Genomic DNA, 18122 nt, shown 5'->3' with positions numbered 1-18122 from the left:
AATAAATTTTATTTAATAGTGATTATAGAGTGAATATCACTAATTGTATGGATTTTAATTAGTGGTTTTGCTGATTTGTGCTCTATGTTATCTGTTAACATTAATGCAATAAACTTTGGTGTGGAGTAATATCTGTGAGTAATAATACCCAGGCATTTGATGAGTGGCTCAGAACCCGCTTTGTAGAAATTAATAGTCAACTAGAGGCTATCTATTGGCAACAAGAAGATAAAGCTAACGTAGAATTTGTCGGGGAGCAATTTAAGCATCAGTTAGAGGCTGAGGGTAATGCGCATATTCGTAAGTTACTAGCAGAAGGCAATACTGACGAAGGGTTTGATCGTGCGTTTGATTTACTTGGCAATGTAGGATTATTTATGGCGGCTTGTCGACGCCATGAGATCACTGAACCATCGCGCGAAACGACCTCGCCTTTAGTCGAGGCCTCGGCACTAGCTATGCATATTGGTGCATCAATAGGGGTTACTCCGCGCTTTGCGACGGCTCATTTAACCACCCATAATAAGGCTATTAATGGCCTTTATAAGCGCTTTACGGATCTGCCAGATGAAAAATTATTCATTGATTACAATACCAAAGGGATTTTAGCCTATAAGCGAGCAGCTGATGCATTATTAAAAATTCAGCCATTAGGTATTTCGCATCCGCTATGCGGTGATTTACTTAAAGTTGCCAAGCAGGCGTTAGTCGATGTGATTGAATCGAATACGGCTTTATATAATCAGTTAGACACCGAGCGATTCTTTTTCTGTGTACGTCCTTACTATAAGCCGTATCGGGTTGGCAAAGAGGTTTACCGTGGAGCCAATGCGGGAGATTTTGCCGGAATTAACGTTATAGATATGCTGTTAGGTTTATGCTTTGCCAACGAACCGAGTTATTCACAAATGCTGGTGGATAAATTTTTATATATGATGCCTGAAGATCAGCAAATTCTGCGAGAGTCTATGCGTATGCCAAGCATAATGGATGACTTTTTAGCGGCAGGAGATACCCGCCATAGCTCGTGGTTTAAAACCAATGCCAAGTTGTTTATACAAGTATGTAAGCTGCATGGCGATACTGCAATAGGTCATCATAATCAACTGGTTAGTAAGTTTATAGCTCAGCCAGCTCAACACATGCAACAGCAACATATGAATAAAGTGACTGCCAGCGGTCCGCCATTGCATGTGTTATTGGATTCTCTTGAACAATTAAGAGATCGTCGAGCTGCAGCAAAGCGTGATGATATAAGAACTCGTTATGATGATTTAGCACAATTAAAGCAATGGGTGAGTAATTAATATGTACAAAGATGACTTTAATCTTGCGGCAGGCTGTTACTTGCTAAATCACTCTGTTGGCCGTGCACTGAAAAGCAGCCAAGATGATTTTAACCAGCATTTTTTTGCTCCTTGGCAAGCGAGTAATAAAGAGCCATGGCAACAGTGGCTGCCAGCCATTGAGCGCTTTACTCAGGCGCTCAGTACATTGTTTAATTCACCGAGCAGGCAATTTTGCCCACAAGTAAATTTATCGAGCGCTTTAACAAAGTTAGTTATGTCGCATCCTCGCTTACAGCAAGCTAATTGTAAGGTGTTGATGGCGCAAAGTGACTTTCCTAGCATGGGGTTTGCAATGCAAAAAGCGCTGGCTAGTAGCGCTGAAATAAAGTTTATTCCTGAACACGTAGATTTAACTGATAGCGTGCAATGGCAACAATATATTCAAGCAGATATTGATTTAGTATTTATCAGTCACGCTTATTCAAATACTGGCCAGCAAGCGCCCGTAGCTGAAATTACGCAACTGTGTAAGCACGTAGGCTGTTTGAGTCTTGTTGATGTGGCGCAGTCAGCTGGTGTATTACCTCTAGATTTAAGCCAAGTTGATGCTGATTTTATGATTGGTTCCAGCGTTAAGTGGTTATGCTCAGGTCCAGGTGCGGCGTATTTATGGGTAAGCCAAGCGCAATTAAATGTGTGCGAACCACAAGATGTAGGGTGGTTTTCACATCAAAATCCATTTGAGTTTGATATTCATCACTTTGCTTATCATGATAGCGCATTGCGTTTTTGGGGCGGCACTCCATCGATTGCGCCATTTGTACTCGCAGGGCATAGCATTGGTTACTTTGCTAAATTAGGTGTTGCAACAGTGCGAGCGCACAACTTGGCGCTACTTGAACAATTAAGTGCAGAGTTTAGGCCATATTTGGTTTCACCAACAACGCCAGAAAAATGCAGCGGTACAGCTATTTTAAATTTTGGCGAGCAACAGCCGGCGGTATTAAGCGCACTGTCTCAGGCGAACATAAGTGTCGATGCGCGAGCATATGGGGTGCGAGTTTCACCGCATATTTATAACAACAGTAGTGATATAGCACAGCTAATAAAAGTGGTTAAACAAACCCTAAGCTAAATTTATTGGCTTAGTTGCGTTTTAAACGCCTTTAACGCATCAATTTGTTGCTGATACTGCTTTATTTTCGGCTCAATGCGTTGCTCAGCTTGTGCTGTTCGTTTTGCTATCGCATCAGCAATTGAGTTTGCTCCCATTTTATTTGCAGAGTCTTGCGTCATATAGTTTATTTTGGTTTTTTGTTCTGCAAGAGTATCTTGAAGTTGCTTTATTTCTCGTTGATAAACTGCAATTTCACGATCAATTTTTTGCATCGCAACATAACTATCTACAGACGCCATGATATCTTTGCTTTGTTGGGTATTAGCTGCTTGGGTCACATTAGTTGGTGGAATTTTGATTTCTTTAGCATCGTCACCACAAGGTAGTTGACTAAAGGTAGCCACGCCATCAACCGTGCATTGGTAAGCAGCCGTAGCCACAGCTGCTGGTGGTATCAGCATCGCTACGGCACACACCATTGTTAACTGAAGTTGTCGCAAGTACACTTATTAATCCCTAAATTCGCATTAAAATATCCAGTGCTGCTAGTTTAACAAGTTTGTTAATTTGAATCGCCAATTAATCGTTGCGATTTTATCAGTGAATTTATTTACCTTATAACGGCGCCTTTTGCAGTGAAAAATACCCGAGTAAGTGACGCATCGTGTTAGCTTGATCTGCCATTTGTTTCGCCGCAGCCATGGTTTCTTCAGTCATCGCTGAGTTTTCTTGGATCAAGGTTGTTAGACGTTGTACCACAATATCTACCTCTTTAATTGCCTGTTGTTGGGTAATCGAAGAGCTATTGATAGACACTATCATATGGTTAACATCAGCCACAGCGCTGACAATTTGCTTTAGTTTCTCACCTGATGAATTAGCAAGGGCGGTACCGTGACTAATTTTTTGGTTGCTGTTGCTTATTATAGTTTTAATTTGTTTCGCCGAGGTTGCGCTACGTCCAGCTAATTCTCTAACCTCATTGGCAACGACCGCAAACCCGCGACCATGCTCGCCAGCTCTGGCAGCTTCTACCGCTGCGTTGAGAGCTAATAAATTGGTTTGAAATGCTATTTCATCAATAACAGAGACAATTTCATTAATATCCTTACTGGAATTATTGACCTCAACAATGGCATGAACCGTTTGTATGGATAGCTCGCCCCCTTCTGTTGCGCTCATTTGAGCGTTTTCTGCAAGCTTAACCGCTTCGTTAGCTTGCTTAGCAATGGCTGCTATTTCATCCAGCATGTTACTGCTGCTGGCACTGGCTTCTTCTAAATTGGCTGCTTGCTCTTCAGTGCGTTGACTTATTTCGGTGTTACTCTCTGCTATCTCTGCGGCGCTTTGTGATACTCTTGAGGCAGACTCTTGAATGCTGCTAATAACACTGGTAAGTTTTTCAATCGTTTGATTTACATCTGCTTTTAATGTAGCAAATACACCTTGGTAATCCTGCTGTACTTGTTGATTTAAATTGCCTTGAGCAAGCCCGCTTAATACCTTAGTTACCTCTGCGATTGCATCTGCGGTGATGGTCAAAGAACTGTTCACATCATTTTGCAGCTGCGCTAATTGGCCTTGCATGTTTGTCTCTAGTTGTTGATTAAAATCACCGCTACGCATAGCTGCCATAACGCGCGCGAGTTCAGCAATAACAATACTCAAATTGCTAATAGAGCTATTTACATCATCTTTAAGTACATTGAGTTGGCCATTCATATCGCTATCGATTGTCTGCTCGAAGTTACCTTTACTGATCGCCAGCATAACGTTTGATATTTCACTTACAGCAGTGTCTAAACCCATAATTGAGTTATTAATATTATGCTTTAAAGTTGATAATTGGCCATTGGCACTGCAATTTACTTGTTGTTTAAAGTTGCCAGCATTTACGGCTGCCATAACATCGTTAATATTTTTAATGATTAACGCGAGATTGTCGACGCTCGCGTTGATATCATTTTTAAGTGTGGCTAACTGGCCTTGTAGAGGTTGCTCAAGGTGTTGTGAAAAATCCCCATCGTGAAGTGCGCTCATTACGCGGCTGATATCACTTACCGCTCCGGCTAAACTGTGTACTGAATTATTCACACTGTTTTTTAATTGCGCCAAAGAGCCTTGTGCGGCTACCGTAACTTGTTGTTTAAAATCACCATGTTCAATATGGCTCATCACCCCGACAATTTCAGTAATGGTGCTATTTAGCGATTGCAGTGAGCCATTTATATTTTGTTTTAAGGTGGCCAACTGTCCCTGCATTGGGGTTGTTATTTGGCTATTAAAATTTCCTTGGCTCATCTCATCTATAATATGATTTAGTTCACTCATTGCTTGCTCTAGCGAGTCTGCGCAATTATTTGTGGCCTGTTTTAAGGAATCTAATTCGCCTTTGCAGGGCGCACTAATTCGGTGGTTAAATTCACCTGCGGCCATCTTATTCATAACCGTATTGGTTTGGGAAATAGAGCTTTGCAGCGCATCAAGCAGGCAATTAAAAGCGCTTGCCGATGAACCTATTTCATCATTCGAAAGCACTGGCGTTCGTACCGAAAAATCACCTTTTTGTTCAACGTGACGCATTGTGTCGACCAGTAATTGCACCGGGCGGGTCAGTGAACGAGCAAACCAAATAGCGACCAGAGTGATGGCAATAATCGATATGATTAAGGTGCTAACGAGAATCGTCGTTAAATGACTGACCGTGGCAAAAGCTTCGTTTTTATCTATTTCAGCCAGTAATGACCACTGTATACCTAATACGTTAATGGGTTGATAAGACGACAGTACTAAGGAGCCACTATAATCGGTGATTACTTGCTGACCTTTTTTTCCTTGCTGAGCAAGCTCAGTTGCCAGCGTTTTTACTTTACCTATGCTTGGGTAGCGAAAAGAATTTACGACCGAATGGTTTTCGGGGTCGAGAAAGGAGTCAGAACGCATTAAAAAATCAGGTCCGACTAAATATGTTTCGCCACTTGAACCTAAGCCTGCCCGCTCAGTCATAATGACATTCAGGGCATCAATGGATAGTTGAAAAACCAAGGTGCTAGTATGTACGCCTTGGTTATAAATCGGGGTGGCGATAAAACTAGCTGGTGCATTATAAGATGGCAAATATTGCTGATAATCTACAAAGGTAATTTCATCTTCATTGATCATTTTTGCTTGTTTAAATGCCAATGCTAGGTTGCTATTAGCATAAGGTCCATCAAGTAAAGAGGTGGCAAAGTCAACTTCTTTGTAAACAGAGTAAATCACTTCAGCACTGCGATTGTCGATGATAAAGACATCATAAAAATCAAATTTTTGCGCAAAATTTAGTAAAAAGCTATGGTATTTGCTGTGTAGTAAATTGTAGTTATTATCAGCACTTGCCTGTGCTAACTTTGCTTTCTCGCCAAGTGGATATGGATTATCTGCTAGGTATTGTGATTGCCAATATTTAGCTGTGGGCGAAAGTGTAGAAAGCAGCTCAGAAGTTGGTAATTTATCTTCGTTTTTAAGCCGGTATTTAGTATTAAAGTCATTGTGATAGTAATCTGCCAACTGTTGCTCTGCGGTGCTGTCGAGGGCGGTGGTATAGGGCTCTTTAAATGCACGGCTAAGTTCATCGGCTGCGGTGTGGAGTAAAGGGCTTTGTGCTAAAAATAATAATTGCGCATGTATATCGGCAAAATGCCTTTCAATGGCGCTTTTTTTAATTTCACTAACCGCTTCTAATTGAGCGTAAGTTTGTTTATTTAAAGCAGTCGCCGAGTTATACAGCGCAAGACTGATGGCAATCGTCAAGGGAATTAATGCAACGAGCAAAAAGGCAATAACAAGCTTTTTAGTCAAGCCGATATTACGTACAAAATCTCCGAATGAACGGGTTTGGTTAGCCATAACAACATCCTTATCAAAGCAAAGCTGTAAACCTAATACAGGTAATTAAGATTTAGTGTAGAACAGCTTGAATTAAAAGCGAGTCGATGACGAAAAATAGATTTTTTAGTTGCTGTAATGCACTTGCTATACTCTGTTAAACTATGGGCATTTCAAATTTAAGTGTATTTGCTATGAAAAAGTCCATTATTCCAGTTGTATTGGCCGGTGGTATCGGTTCGCGGTTATGGCCATTATCGCGCCAAGCTATGCCAAAACAGTTTTTACCTCTACTGGGAGATGAGTCATTATTGCAAAGCACCTTAAAGAGAGTCTCTGACTCATGTTTTACCGATCCGATCTTGGTTTGTAATGAGCAGCATCGCTTTATTGTCAGCAGCCAATGCCAGCAAATCGACGCTGTAACCATGGCGTTACTGTTAGAGCCTGATGGCAAAAATACTGCTCCCGCCATCGCATTGGCAGCACAATATGCATTACAGCAAGGGCTTGATAAACCTTTATTAGTGATACCAGCCGATCATCATATTGATAACTTTGAGTTGTTAATAGAGCAACTTCCTGATGCGATAAGCTTGGCGCAACAGGGCAAGTTAATTACCTTTGCGATTGAGCCAGACTCGGCCCATTGCGGTTACGGTTATATTAAAAATGGTACTAAAATAGCGGCTTCAAACTGCTATGAAGTTGATGAATTTAAAGAAAAGCCCAGTCTACTATTAGCACAGCAATATCTTGCCAGTGGCGAATATAGCTGGAACAGTGGGATGTTTTTATTCACTCCTAGCGCATACCTTGCTGAACTTGAGCGTTTTGCACCAAAAATCGCCAGTTGCATTGCAGCAGCCGCCAATTTCAGTGGCGACTTAGGTTTTATCCGTGCCAATAATGAAGTCTTAAAAAACTGTCCAAGTGATTCAATCGACTATGCTATTTTAGAACGCAGCCCAAATGTGGCGGTGTTGCCTTTAGCGCTGAATTGGAATGATGTCGGCGGTTTTAATGCGCTATGGCAAAGTGCCGATAAAGACGAGCAAGGCAATAGCCTAAGCACAGATGACGTGGTTTTACATAGCCATAACAACTTACTCAGTGGTGAAGAAGGTCATAGCATCGCAGCTCTTGGGGTGAGTGATTTAGCGATTATTCACACCCATGATGCAACTTTAGTCGCGAGTAAAAGCCAGTTAGATCAGCTCCCGGAACTATTAAAGCAATTAGCCGTTAAGCACGACGATAAATTGATCCATCATCAAGCCGTGTATCGACCGTGGGGTAGTTACCGGGTGTTAATTGCAGGCACCGGCTTTAAAGTGAAAAAAATTATTGTCAGCCCTGCAGGCAAACTTTCAACACAGCGCCATCAGTACCGCGCTGAACATTGGGTTGTCGTCTCTGGCATTGCTGATGTACGTATTGATGGCGAAGCACACACGCTTACTGCCGATCAATCTTGCTATATAGCCGCCGGTCATATTCACAGCCTAGCAAATACGCAAAATGAGCCACTGATCCTTATAGAAGTACAAACTGGCAGCATTTTAGATGAAACGGATATTGAACGTTTTGACGATCAGTATGGTAGAAAATAGTGAAGGTTAATCGCTTTTAACCCAGCCAATACTTAATATATAACGACTACCTTTTTCTATTTTGGTTACTGCATGCTGAGTTATATCGGGCCTAAATAGTTTTATACGCTTGCTTTGAAATAAGGTGTTTTCGCACATAAACTCACCGCCCAGTTGGGCGCGTTTAATAATGAGATTTAAACGAAAATGCTTACCTTTTTTTACTTTATCTGTATGGGGCTTTATTTCACTACCAACGGGAAACTTAATTAAATAAGTATCAAACTTTACTGGCCAATGGGCGCCACACAGAAGCATTTTGTCATAGCCCGAATCTTGCCTACCACGCTGCCAGCGAAATAAATTTTTAAAAATAGCCATTGTATCTTTTCCTTATTACTTCGCCAACTCGTCAACTCATTTGCTCCCTGACATACTTTAAATATTGCTCAAGGCTATTTTGCCACAGTACCAACGCTTCTGTGAGTGACTCTTTAAGCGGTTTGTTATCGAGTAAGCGTCGTTCTATTTTTTTTAACTCTATACCGTAGCGGTTAAAACCGAGCTGTAAAGCGGTACTTGCTTGGCGATGGAGCAGCTTGATACATTGTTCTTTATCTTCATCTAATAATTGCTGAGCACGGATCAGCTTGTTACGAGCAGACAGCACAAACTCGTTGTATATAGAAGATATTTCATCTTCGCTAAAAGAACTTTTTAATGTTTCGGCGGCGGTGTCATCATACAAAATGTCACTGAGTTCTACCGCAACACTAGGTGCCTGGCTGTTTTGTGAGTCACTCAATGCTTGGCGTAGCTTTTGTTGCTTTATAGGTTTACCAACAATGTCTTTGATCCCTAAAGTAAAATATTCTTTTATTTCGTCAGGACTTAAACTGGCTGTAAAGGCCAGTACAGGGGTACGTTGATTTTTATGTTCCATACCTTTGAGAGTTTTGAGTACCTCTTGACCAGTAAAGTCCGGTAAGTTCATATCTAGTAGCACAACATCAAAATGGTAGGTTTGCATTAGTTCGATAGCGCTTTTACCATCACGGGCTAGTTTGATTTTATGTTCGTCATCGGCCATAAACTCAATAGCTATCTTTTGGTTTAAATCTAAATCTTCGACCAATAATACGTCTAATCCAGTTAAGTAGTCCTTCGATTGATGACGTTGTTCAACTAAACTCAACTCGCCAAGTGCCAGAGTAATATCAAAACTAAACGAGCTACCTTGGTCTAGTTTGCTGATAATATCGAGCTTTGAATTAAGTTTATCAAGCAAGCGACTGGTAATAGCAAGACCAAGACCTGTGCCACCTTTTTCTTTGCCGGCACTGCTTTGTACGTAAGGCTCTGTAAGGTACTCAATTTCGTCATCTTCAATGCCTGGACCTGAATCAATTACGCTGATGCGAATGTGGTGCTCAAGTTGGCGTTCTTCGAGTAATTCCACCTGAATTTTAACTTCACCTTTATCGGTAAATTTAATTGCATTACCGACTAGGTTAATAATAATTTGCCTTAGTTTTTGTTGGTCGCAGTAGTAACAAGCTTGCTCAGGAAGATTGTATATTAACTCAAACTTTAAGCGCTTTTGCTCAGCTAGTGGGCTAAGTAATAAACATAAGTTATGCAACCAGGTTTTAAATTCTACGTCTTCCTCATAGAGCGCTTCGTTGTGTTGGTCTAGGCTGGCGTAATCAAGTACTTTATCAACCAATAAGTTAAGTGATTCTGCAGAGTTTATAATGGCTTCGCAGTAAGGTTTATCACGGGGATCGGTTGATTGATTCAAAATTAGTTGTGCGCTACCTAAAATACCATTGAGGGGGGTGCGAATTTCATGGCTAATAGTTGATAAGAATAGCCCGCGAATTTCTAAATCTTTTTGCGCTTTACTCGTTAGTTGGTTGAGATTTTGCTCTCTACGCTCATTACACAGTAACGCCATTCCAGTGGTATAAAATATTGGCGCAATCACACCATTGATCAATAACGTAATGGTAAACCAGTTTTCTTTCAGTAGTGTTAGGTTGTTCACACCTTCCATTAAAAAAACTCGCCCAGTAAAAATACAGCTGATAATCGTAAGGATCAAAATATAGACGATGCTACCGTTAGGGTAAGGTTTGCGCGCAAAGCGAATAAATAAATAAAGTAAGAAAAATGCTTCGCTTATATGCTGTAAATCAGAGGCCAGCATACGATTACGTAGGTTAGAGTCAACTATGGTAAAGTACATTAGCAACGCTCCGCAAAATAAGGTTGCTAATACAAAAAACCGAAACTCTTTGCCGCGATAACCTAAAAATTGGCTGATTGTTAACGCATGAATGATGGATGCGCTAAACCATAAACTATTTGCAAGTACAATAGTGGCGGTGCTATCGAAATGACCATGTAAGGCAAAGCTCATCAAGGCAATAAATAGCACTAAAGGATAAAGTATATACAGCACTGTGCCTGGGGTATGTTTATTAGCGCGCCAAGTTAAAAAATTGAGTAATGCCATGACGACCATCATGGCGGCGCTGGCAGAGTAGAGCGTGAGGGAGTCGAGCATTCATATTCCAAGCAGATCGAGGTGACGAGTTTAGAATAATGGCAATTGCGTTTGTTAGCAAATATCGCGCTCTTGAATAAACAAAAAACAGGCACAAAGTACCTGTTTTTAATATTAAAATAAGAGTTGCTAGGCTAGCGAATTTCGTCAGGAATATTTTGTTGTGCCCACGATAATAATTCAATACGATTACGACATTTTGTCTTTCTAAATGCGCTGTATAAATGAGTTTTTACCGTGTGTGGACTAATGCTTAACGCTTCAGCTATTTCTTTATTTTTAGAACCATTACTCATCAAAGAGATAATTGCTTTTTCACGCTTAGTTAATTTTACTGGTTCAATATCACCGTCAGTAAGTTTATGTAATGCGTCTTTATTAAATTGCAGCATACGGTTTAACGCGTTGCACATGATATCACGACGATACCACAGCTGGTCTTCCAGTAATAAACGAATGCCTTTCATTAGCACATCAGCGTTGTCGGTAGTATAAAAAACCCCACGAATACCGCTCAGCAATGCGCGATTAGCAAGTTCTGGATTTTCGTCTAAGTTGAATAATACGATATCGCATTTAACTCGTAGGTTGACCAGTTGCTCTTTCAATTTACCCCAAGCGTCTTGGCTTGATGTTTCGATAAACAATAAGCGCGTTCCCTCAGGAACTTCAGATATGTTTGTTCCGTTAGTAACATTGAGCCCTTGGGTTTTTAATAAAGGCTCTAATACATTAATACCAATTGTATTAATTGGCTCTAGATCTAGTAACAAAAAGGCTGTACTACTCATACTTATATACTCTTGAATAAAGTTGACCAATCAATCCTAACATGCAACCCGCTCCTTTTGTATTAGAAATTTATTACTTGGGGGTAAGATATGCATAGTTTTATAACGTTTTTCGTATTTTTCACAAAGGGAAAATTTAAAAATAACTGTAAACAATTGAAATTAATATAAAATAATATTTTTTCCAAAGTTAATGTTTTTTTACAAATATTTACAGTAAACCAGTTTAAATTAAACCTTTTGTCTTATCTTGATAAGGAGGCCATCCCATTATTTTACCAGCTAGCATATGTAAATGGATATGATAAACAGTTTGCCCGCCATGTTCATTGCAATTCATTACCACGCGAAAACCATCCTCTGCAAAGCCTTGTTGTTTGGCTATTTTTGCAGCTACCACATACAGGTGGCCAACAATTGGCGCATCTTGCTCAGTAATATCATTGATGGTCGCAATCGCTTTTTTCGGGATAATAAGCACGTGAAAAGGGGCTTGAGGGTTGATATCTCTAAACGCTAAACTAAGCTCATCTTCGTAGATGATATCAGCTGGGATCTCGCGGTTAATAATTTTAGTAAAAATAGTTTCTTGGCTCATTTAAAGGGCTCTTTGTCGGTTGTACTAAAGTCACTAATGACAAACTTTGCCTGCAGTGTCAAACTGAAATCAAATAACAAGGAGCTATTATGCGTAAACAGATATTATTAAGCGGTATTGTGTCATTATTTTTGAGTGCGGCAAGTGTGGCGGAAACCGTTAATTTTCCTGAAGAAATAGTCCCATTACAAGTGGGCGATAAGAAAATTGAACATTCATTTTTCAATCGTGTTGATGAAATCGAACTAGTTCCTGGCGTATATCAGGTCAAACTTAAATACACCGATCTGTACGAGCAAGGTTACGATGAGCATCAAGTTATCGACTCAGAACCATTTTGGGTGACGATGACCATTGCTGCTAATACAGATTATGATGTGGTGTTTAACCGTGCTGATAACGCGGTAGCAGCAGAAGTTTTTGCAGAAGCGCCGCAAGTGAGCTTACAAGTAAAAGGAGCGTCATTAGGCACGCCACTGGCTATTATAGCTGAGTCTGATTTGACAAGTAGTGCTAGCTCTCAAGTTGCGACAGTGCAAGTAGCGCCAACAGCAGCATCAACAACCAGAGCTGCACCTAATGCTGCTAATTTACAAGCTCCAGTTTCTCGCCCTGCACCTAATGCAGGTAATGCGCCTAGTGCTGCCGCCATGTTAGATTTTTGGTGGCAACAAGCCAGTGCTCAAGAGCAGCAAGCTTTCATTGATAAAGTCACTAAAAATAAATAGCGCTGATTAAAATAGATAGCAAAAAGGGCGAATAAATCGCCCTTTTTTAATTTTGAGTTATTTAGCTATTACTTAGCAAACAAGTCGTCAATAGTACCTTGCGCAAGTGGGTGGTAACCCGGGCGCGCTTTTAGGTATACGTCATGTGCCCATTCACGTTTACCATTAGTAATTAGAGCTTTGTATAACGGCACGATTAACTTGCGACGGCCAATACCTGATAAGTGTTTATCAAGTGCTGGATAGATAGGTTGATAGCCATTGCCAACCGCAAGCATAAACCAAGCAAAAGCACGCTCTGCGTTAGTTGATTGTGTAAGATTGAACTCACTGTCTAGCATCGCCATTTTATCTAGGCTTAAATCACGTGGTAAGTTATTTAAAAAGTGTAACCACTCATGCACAGTCCAATTTGCCGTAGGAAGTTGTGCGGCTGTTGTTTCACCTTTTAACCATGCTGCAGTTGCACTATCTACTTTATCGAATGCATCTGAGGTTGGGTTTGGTGCATCGCTCGGTAAGCCAGGCTGAAAAATCCACTCGTTTACTTTATCCATGCTAACAACACCTGGATACTGTTCAATTAAGTTCGCTTTTAAGTAAGTAACAAACTCTGCGGTGGTCAAAGATTTGAATGAAAACTCTTTAAAATAGGCTTTTACAAATGGGTCGAACTTGTCGCGACCATACTTGTTTTCAAGGTAAATTAAGAATAGCTGGCCTTTAGTATATGGCACTGAGCTGAATGCATCGTCCGGATCGCGGCCATTAAGTTTTAAGTTAAGGCGAGTATCTGGCGCTGCAATAGTTTTAAGTTGAGCACGCAGGCCTGCAGCGTCAAGCGCTTGCTCCATAACCGCACGGTCACGACCATAAACTTCTTCCATAATACGGTTTTCAACGTACGAGGTAAAACCTTCATTCAGCCATAAGTCTTCCCATGTAGCATTGGTTACTAAGTTGCCAGACCAAGAGTGAGCAAGCTCATGAGCGATTAAGTTAACTAAGCTTTTATCGCCAGCAACAACCGTTGGAGTGATAAACGACAGGCGTGGATTCTCCATGCCACCGAAAGGAAAGCTCGGCGGTAACATTAAGAGGTCATAACGGCCCCAAGCATATTCACCGTACATGGTACTTGTTTTATCGATCATCGCTTGCGTGTCTTCAAATTCAGCAACTGATGCATCTAAAATGGTTGGTTCAGCAAAAATGCCGGTTTGGCGTGACATAGCTTTAAATTCTAGATTACCAGCGCCAATCGCAATTAAGTAAGGAGAGATTGCTTGAGGCATATCAAAAATGTAATCGCCATCTTTATAAAGTGCATCTTTGTTGTCAGCACTCATCACCGCACGAACATCTTTAGGTGTATGAATACGTGCCGAGTAAGTTACACGCATCGCTGGTGTATCTTGTACTGGGATCCAACTACGAGCATGAATTGCTTGCGATTGGCTGTACATAAACGGATGAGTTTTACTGGCTGTTTGCTCAGGTGTTAACCATTGTAAGCCTGATGCTTCTGGGCGGCTATTGTAGTAAATGCGTACTTTTGCTGCTTGGTTTTTAAAGGTAATAGTTAACTTTGAGCCTTTAACATCATCACGTGCAGCAAGGGTAAATTTTGCTTTATGCCAGCCACCAGTTTGATCTTGATACATTACTTTATCAATATCTAAGTCACGGGTATCAAGTACCAATGTTTTGCTGTCGGCATTTTGCCATTGTAACGTATGCTCAACAAAACCTTCTAACTGCTTGTCGGCAAAATCAACGTCTAAATCAAGATTTAAGTGTGTGGTAATAACATCATCAAGATTAGCATAGGAATTTTGATCAATGGCACTGGCCATTGCGTGTGAGCACATACCTGCCATTGCGAGGCTTAAAAAAAGTGGTTTAAGTTTCATATTGACCCTGGACGGAAATAAAAAGTGCAGGTTTTATATCATGATTGACCATCAGGGTTGAGCAATTTTTACAATCTGATGCGCGTTTTGCGACGATAGGTTACACTATTGCGATTAGTGACAATTAACCTTTGGGGCATTTTGTGGCTCTCTCTTTGAAAGCTTTTCATACATTTTCTTTACCGAGCCAGTGTTCACAACTGTGCGAAATCACTGACCTTACACAATTACAGCTACTGACGTTTGATAGCCCTTTTTGCATTTTAGGTGAAGGTAGTAACACGGTATTTTTAAGCGATTATCAAGGCACTGTAATTAAAATGGCGACTACCGGTATCGCCATCATTGAACGCGACAATGATTACTTACTTGAAGTTGCTGCAGGAGAAAACTGGCATCAGCTTGTTGCATATACGCTCAAACAAGGGATGCCTGGGCTTGAAAACCTTGCTTTGATCCCCGGCACAGTTGGCGCAGCACCGGTACAAAATATTGGTGCCTATGGTGTAGAGCTGGCAAAATTTATTGAATACGTAGAATATTTTGATATCGCCACTAAGCAGCTCATCCGCCTTAGTTGTCAACAATGCGAGTTTGGCTATCGAGAGTCTATTTTTAAGCATCAATTAAAAAATAAAGCAGTGATCACTTGTGTTGCATTGGCATTACCAAAACTTTGGCAGCCAGAGTTAAGCTACGGTCCTTTACAACAGCTTGAGTCGGTAACGGCGCAGACGGTTTTTGAGCAAGTGATTAAAACTCGTAACAGCAAATTACCGGATCCTTACATACTTGCCAATGCCGGAAGCTTTTTTAAAAACCCAATTATAGAAAACCAGTTACTTAGCGAATTGCTCGTCGCGCATCCGCAGTTGCCTCATTATTACTATGATGAACACCACCATAAAGTAGCTGCCGGTTGGTTAATAGAACAAGCAGGGTTAAAAGGATACCGTATCGCAGGAATTGAAGTGCATCAGCAACAAGCATTAGTTTTAGTTAATTATGGTGGCAGTGAAGGCAGTGACCTAATTAAAATGATTCAACATATCCAGCAGCAAATATGGCAACGTTATCAAATAAGCTTACAGCACGAAGTTCGCTTGATGAATAATGATACTGAATGCCATATCGGTTTAGGGGAGTTAGCATGAAGGCGCCGGATGGTAATAAATTAGCAATCTTAAATGCGCTCAATCAGGGTGGCTTTATCTCTGGGCAATTACTTGGTGAGCAACTTGGCATTAGTCGCGCCGCAGTGAGTAAACATATGCAAAGTTTACAAGCGATGGGGCTGGATATTTTTAAAGTTAGCGGTAAGGGTTATAGCCTTAATAACTCCGTGGGCTTGTTAGAGCAAAATAAGATCCAGCAATATTATCAAGGCTTGAACGCCAGTACGGCACATATCGAAGTGCATCCGATCATTGATTCGACCAACAGTGAGTTAATGCGCCGTATTGCGGCTAAACAAACACTGGATTCAGGCACTGTCGTCGTCGCGGAAATGCAGCAAGCAGGGCGTGGGCGACGCGGACGCGTTTGGCAGTCTCCATTTGGTGCGAACTTGTATTATAGTTATTTCTGGCGCTTAGATGACGGGCTGCAAGCCGCAATGGGTATGTCTATCGCAGTAGGCTTAGCTGTTTACGATACGTTAAAAGCACTGTATCAGTTAGATATTGAACTCAAGTGGCCAAACGACATTTATCTTAATAAAGAAAAGCTCGCAGGTGTTTTGGTCGAATTAGATGGTCAGCCACAAGGGCCATGCCAGCTCGTGATAGGTATTGGTATTAATTTGCAAATGCCCACAAGCTACAGCCAGCAAATCGACCAAGCGTGGACTGATTTGAGCCAACATAGCCAACAGATTGATAAAAATCAGCTGGTGGCACATTTAACATACCACCTTGAGCAACGATTAGCGCAGTACAGTCAAACTGGCTTGCATGACATGTATCAGCAGTGGAACGAACTCAACGCCTTTGCAGGACAGTGTGTGGAGTTAAATACCGGGCATAGAAGCTGGCGCGGTATCTGTGAAGGCATAGATCCACAAGGTGGTATTCGTATTCGCCAAGATGGTGAGGTTAAAAGCTATTACGGTGGTGAAATTTCACTACGCAAGGCAGTTCAATGAGATTATTAATCGATGTAGGTAATACAGCACTTAAAGCAGCGCTATGCCAGCAAGGCGAAATCAAGCCGTGTGATGTTAGTGCGCTACCTTGGCGGAAAATTAACGAGCTGGTTTATGCAAGTGTTGGTAAAAATGAGCAACTCAATGGACTATTAGCACAAGCATCGGCATTTCAGGTGCCATGTTTTGAAGCGAAAGTGACTAAACAATTGAGTAACCTTAGCTGTGCGTATCAACAATTTAGTAATTTAGGTATTGATCGCTGGCTTGGTTTAATTGCTGCTTTTCAATTATGGCCGCAACAAGATTGCATCGTGATAGACACAGGCACAGCCACAACAATTGATGTACTTACAGCACAAGGACAACATTTGGGAGGTTGGATATTACCTGGCCTTGATCTCATGACACGCTCATTAACACAGAATACGCAGCGTGTTTTTGATGATGCCAACACGCCTTTTGCGAATGAGCTGGGTGTAAACACACCTAATGGTTTAAAAAATGGCGCGCTAGTGGCAACCTTAGGGGCTGTTGAACAAGCAAAATTACATTTAACCAATAAAAAACCTCAACTAATTTTTGCTGGTGGCTATGGTGCATTATTGAAAGCGCAATTTTTAGACGCGATTTATGATCCGCAATTAGTGATGAAGGGGCTCAATTACTGGTATGAATTGAGCAAAAATTAACAAAAACAGGCTGTTTTGCCTGATTTGTGAGCGTTCGGCACATAAAATCACATTTTTTTTAATTTTCTTGTTGCATCACCACCAACCTTCCTCTAATATCTCGCCCCGTACTAAAGCAGTGCCGACTTAGCTCAGCTGGTAGAGCAACTGACTTGTAATCAGTAGGTCAACCGTTCGACTCGGTTAGTCGGCACCACTTTCCTTTTACCGAAAGTGTTTAGTAAAGAATTATCGTGGAGGGGTTCCCGAGCGGCCAAAGGGATCAGACTGTAAATCTGACGGCTCAGCCTTCGCTGGTTCGAATCCAGCTCCCTCCACCACTTTATTCTTGACGGTTAGAGGTAGTTTAAGAACAGGTTGCTAACGCGGGCATCGTATAATGGCTATTACCTCAGCCTTCCAAGCTGATGATGCGGGTTCGATTCCCGCTGCCCGCTCCAGTTTCTGGTGTTGCTGATATAGCTCAGTTGGTAGAGCGCACCCTTGGTAAGGGTGAGGTCGGCAGTTCAACTCTGCCTATCAGCACCAGTCTTAGAATCTTCTTGATTACTTCCTTTATCTGTCAGAAAATACTATTTGAAATTTGAAAAATTTAACTTAATCTACCTCTGGTGGATTATTTTCATATGTAATCTAGATACACAAAACTGATAGGTTCCGTCATGGCAAAAGCAAAGTTTGAACGCGTAAAACCGCACGTAAACGTAGGTACAATCGGCCACGTTGACCACGGTAAAACTACCCTAACTGCAGCAATCACTAACGTACTTGCAAAAGTATACGGCGGTGTTGCTAAAGATTTCGCATCAATCGATAACGCTCC

15 protein-coding genes and 4 tRNA genes are annotated in these 18122 nt (G+C 41.3%); 12 read left to right on the top strand and 7 right to left on the bottom strand.

Annotated features, from left to right (window positions below; translation table 11 throughout):
- The first annotated feature begins 134 nt into the window (after positions 1 to 134).
- Together H5187_RS17535 and H5187_RS17530 are read left to right on the top strand one after the other, a co-directional pair.
- Complete coding sequence (locus tag H5187_RS17535) at positions 135 to 1307, top strand: monodechloroaminopyrrolnitrin synthase PrnB family protein (RefSeq protein WP_149983347.1); 1173 nt, start codon at positions 135 to 137, stop codon at positions 1305 to 1307.
- Between the two features lies 1 nt (position 1308).
- The gene (locus H5187_RS17530) at positions 1309 to 2424 is read left to right on the top strand and encodes an aminotransferase class V-fold PLP-dependent enzyme (protein ID WP_182719313.1); all 1116 of its coding nucleotides are present in this window, start codon (positions 1309 to 1311) and stop codon (positions 2422 to 2424) included.
- Between the two features lie 2 nt (positions 2425 to 2426).
- Here the strand turns inward: H5187_RS17530 and H5187_RS17525 are convergent, their stop codons facing one another.
- Together H5187_RS17525 and H5187_RS17520 are read right to left on the bottom strand one after the other, a co-directional pair.
- Complete coding sequence (locus H5187_RS17525; protein ID WP_310737471.1) at positions 2427 to 2912, bottom strand: DUF4124 domain-containing protein; 486 nt, start codon at positions 2910 to 2912, stop codon at positions 2427 to 2429.
- Positions 2913 to 3021: 109 nt separating this feature from the next.
- The gene (locus H5187_RS17520) at positions 3022 to 6294 is read right to left on the bottom strand and encodes a methyl-accepting chemotaxis protein (protein WP_182798102.1); all 3273 of its coding nucleotides are present in this window, start codon (positions 6292 to 6294) and stop codon (positions 3022 to 3024) included.
- Between the two features lie 173 nt (positions 6295 to 6467).
- Between H5187_RS17520 and H5187_RS17515 the strand changes: the two genes are divergently transcribed.
- A complete protein-coding gene (locus H5187_RS17515) occupies positions 6468 to 7886 on the top strand; it encodes a mannose-1-phosphate guanylyltransferase/mannose-6-phosphate isomerase (protein WP_182798101.1) in 1419 nt (472 codons plus the stop codon).
- 6 nt (positions 7887 to 7892) lie between these two features.
- Here H5187_RS17515 and H5187_RS17510 read toward each other — a convergent pair whose 3' ends face one another.
- The 4 genes from H5187_RS17510 to H5187_RS17495 all read right to left on the bottom strand — a co-directional run bounded on the left by H5187_RS17510 (position 7893) and on the right by H5187_RS17495 (position 11823).
- The gene (locus tag H5187_RS17510) at positions 7893 to 8246 is read right to left on the bottom strand and encodes a 2OG-Fe(II) oxygenase (RefSeq protein ID WP_182732558.1); all 354 of its coding nucleotides are present in this window, start codon (positions 8244 to 8246) and stop codon (positions 7893 to 7895) included.
- Between the two features lie 31 nt (positions 8247 to 8277).
- Positions 8278 to 10434: an ATP-binding protein gene (locus H5187_RS17505; RefSeq protein WP_182798100.1), complete on the bottom strand. Its 2157-nt coding sequence runs from the start codon at positions 10432 to 10434 to the stop codon at positions 8278 to 8280.
- Between the two features lie 134 nt (positions 10435 to 10568).
- A complete protein-coding gene (locus tag H5187_RS17500) occupies positions 10569 to 11225 on the bottom strand; it encodes a response regulator transcription factor (RefSeq protein ID WP_149983340.1) in 657 nt (218 codons plus the stop codon).
- Between the two features lie 226 nt (positions 11226 to 11451).
- The gene (locus H5187_RS17495) at positions 11452 to 11823 is read right to left on the bottom strand and encodes a histidine triad nucleotide-binding protein (RefSeq protein ID WP_149983339.1); all 372 of its coding nucleotides are present in this window, start codon (positions 11821 to 11823) and stop codon (positions 11452 to 11454) included.
- Between the two features lie 89 nt (positions 11824 to 11912).
- On the opposite strand from H5187_RS17495, the gene H5187_RS17490 reads away from it, so the two are divergent.
- Positions 11913 to 12551 carry a DUF2057 family protein gene (locus H5187_RS17490; RefSeq protein WP_182794217.1) on the top strand — a complete coding sequence of 213 codons (639 nt, stop codon included), beginning with the start codon at positions 11913 to 11915 and terminating at the stop codon, positions 12549 to 12551.
- Between the two features lie 68 nt (positions 12552 to 12619).
- Here the strand turns inward: H5187_RS17490 and H5187_RS17485 are convergent, their stop codons facing one another.
- On the bottom strand, positions 12620 to 14464 hold the full coding sequence (locus H5187_RS17485; RefSeq protein ID WP_182768337.1) for a M1 family metallopeptidase: 1845 nt from the start codon (positions 14462 to 14464) through the stop codon (positions 12620 to 12622).
- Positions 14465 to 14607: 143 nt separating this feature from the next.
- Between H5187_RS17485 and murB the strand changes: the two genes are divergently transcribed.
- The 8 genes from murB to H5187_RS17445 all read left to right on the top strand — a co-directional run.
- Positions 14608 to 15618: a UDP-N-acetylmuramate dehydrogenase gene (murB, locus tag H5187_RS17480; RefSeq protein WP_182798099.1), complete on the top strand. Its 1011-nt coding sequence runs from the start codon at positions 14608 to 14610 to the stop codon at positions 15616 to 15618.
- Positions 15615 to 16607, top strand: a complete 993-nt coding sequence (gene birA, locus H5187_RS17475) for a bifunctional biotin--[acetyl-CoA-carboxylase] ligase/biotin operon repressor BirA (RefSeq protein WP_149983335.1) — start codon at positions 15615 to 15617, stop codon at positions 16605 to 16607. Before murB ends, birA begins: the two co-directional genes overlap by 4 nt.
- A complete protein-coding gene (locus H5187_RS17470; protein WP_182719320.1) occupies positions 16604 to 17299 on the top strand; it encodes a type III pantothenate kinase in 696 nt (231 codons plus the stop codon). Before birA ends, H5187_RS17470 begins: the two co-directional genes overlap by 4 nt.
- 120 nt (positions 17300 to 17419) lie before the next feature.
- Positions 17420 to 17495, top strand: a tRNA-Thr gene (locus tag H5187_RS17465).
- A gap of 39 nt (positions 17496 to 17534) precedes the next feature.
- Positions 17535 to 17619 (top strand) — tRNA-Tyr (locus H5187_RS17460).
- A 45-nt stretch (positions 17620 to 17664) separates the two neighbouring features.
- Positions 17665 to 17739: transfer RNA gene (locus H5187_RS17455), tRNA-Gly, on the top strand.
- Positions 17740 to 17751: 12 nt separating this feature from the next.
- Positions 17752 to 17827, top strand: a tRNA-Thr gene (locus H5187_RS17450).
- Positions 17828 to 17961: 134 nt separating this feature from the next.
- The coding region (locus H5187_RS17445) for a GTP-binding protein (RefSeq protein WP_246175643.1) at positions 17962 to 18122 on the top strand (161 nt) is incomplete at its 3' end.

Origin of the sequence: Pseudoalteromonas sp. SG44-1, from assembly GCF_014164315.1 — a bacterium.
GTDB lineage: Bacteria > Pseudomonadota > Gammaproteobacteria > Enterobacterales > Alteromonadaceae > Pseudoalteromonas > Pseudoalteromonas rhizosphaerae.
This window is presented reverse-complemented; position numbering and strand designations above follow the sequence as displayed.

Coding starts and splice junctions, on each gene's coding strand:
- H5187_RS17515 (WP_182798101.1), top strand. CDS start 6,468: ATGAAAAAGTCCATTATTCCAGTTGTATTGGCCGGTGGTATCGGTTCG.
- H5187_RS17485 (WP_182768337.1), bottom strand. CDS start 14,464: ATGAAACTTAAACCACTTTTTTTAAGCCTCGCAATGGCAGGTATGTGC.
- H5187_RS17530 (WP_182719313.1), top strand. CDS start 1,309: ATGTACAAAGATGACTTTAATCTTGCGGCAGGCTGTTACTTGCTAAAT.
- birA (WP_149983335.1), top strand. CDS start 15,615: ATGAAGGCGCCGGATGGTAATAAATTAGCAATCTTAAATGCGCTCAAT.
- H5187_RS17470 (WP_182719320.1), top strand. CDS start 16,604: ATGAGATTATTAATCGATGTAGGTAATACAGCACTTAAAGCAGCGCTA.
- H5187_RS17495 (WP_149983339.1), bottom strand. CDS start 11,823: ATGAGCCAAGAAACTATTTTTACTAAAATTATTAACCGCGAGATCCCA.
- H5187_RS17505 (WP_182798100.1), bottom strand. CDS start 10,434: ATGCTCGACTCCCTCACGCTCTACTCTGCCAGCGCCGCCATGATGGTC.
- H5187_RS17520 (WP_182798102.1), bottom strand. CDS start 6,294: ATGGCTAACCAAACCCGTTCATTCGGAGATTTTGTACGTAATATCGGC.
- H5187_RS17510 (WP_182732558.1), bottom strand. CDS start 8,246: ATGGCTATTTTTAAAAATTTATTTCGCTGGCAGCGTGGTAGGCAAGAT.
- H5187_RS17500 (WP_149983340.1), bottom strand. CDS start 11,225: ATGAGTAGTACAGCCTTTTTGTTACTAGATCTAGAGCCAATTAATACA.
- H5187_RS17490 (WP_182794217.1), top strand. CDS start 11,913: ATGCGTAAACAGATATTATTAAGCGGTATTGTGTCATTATTTTTGAGT.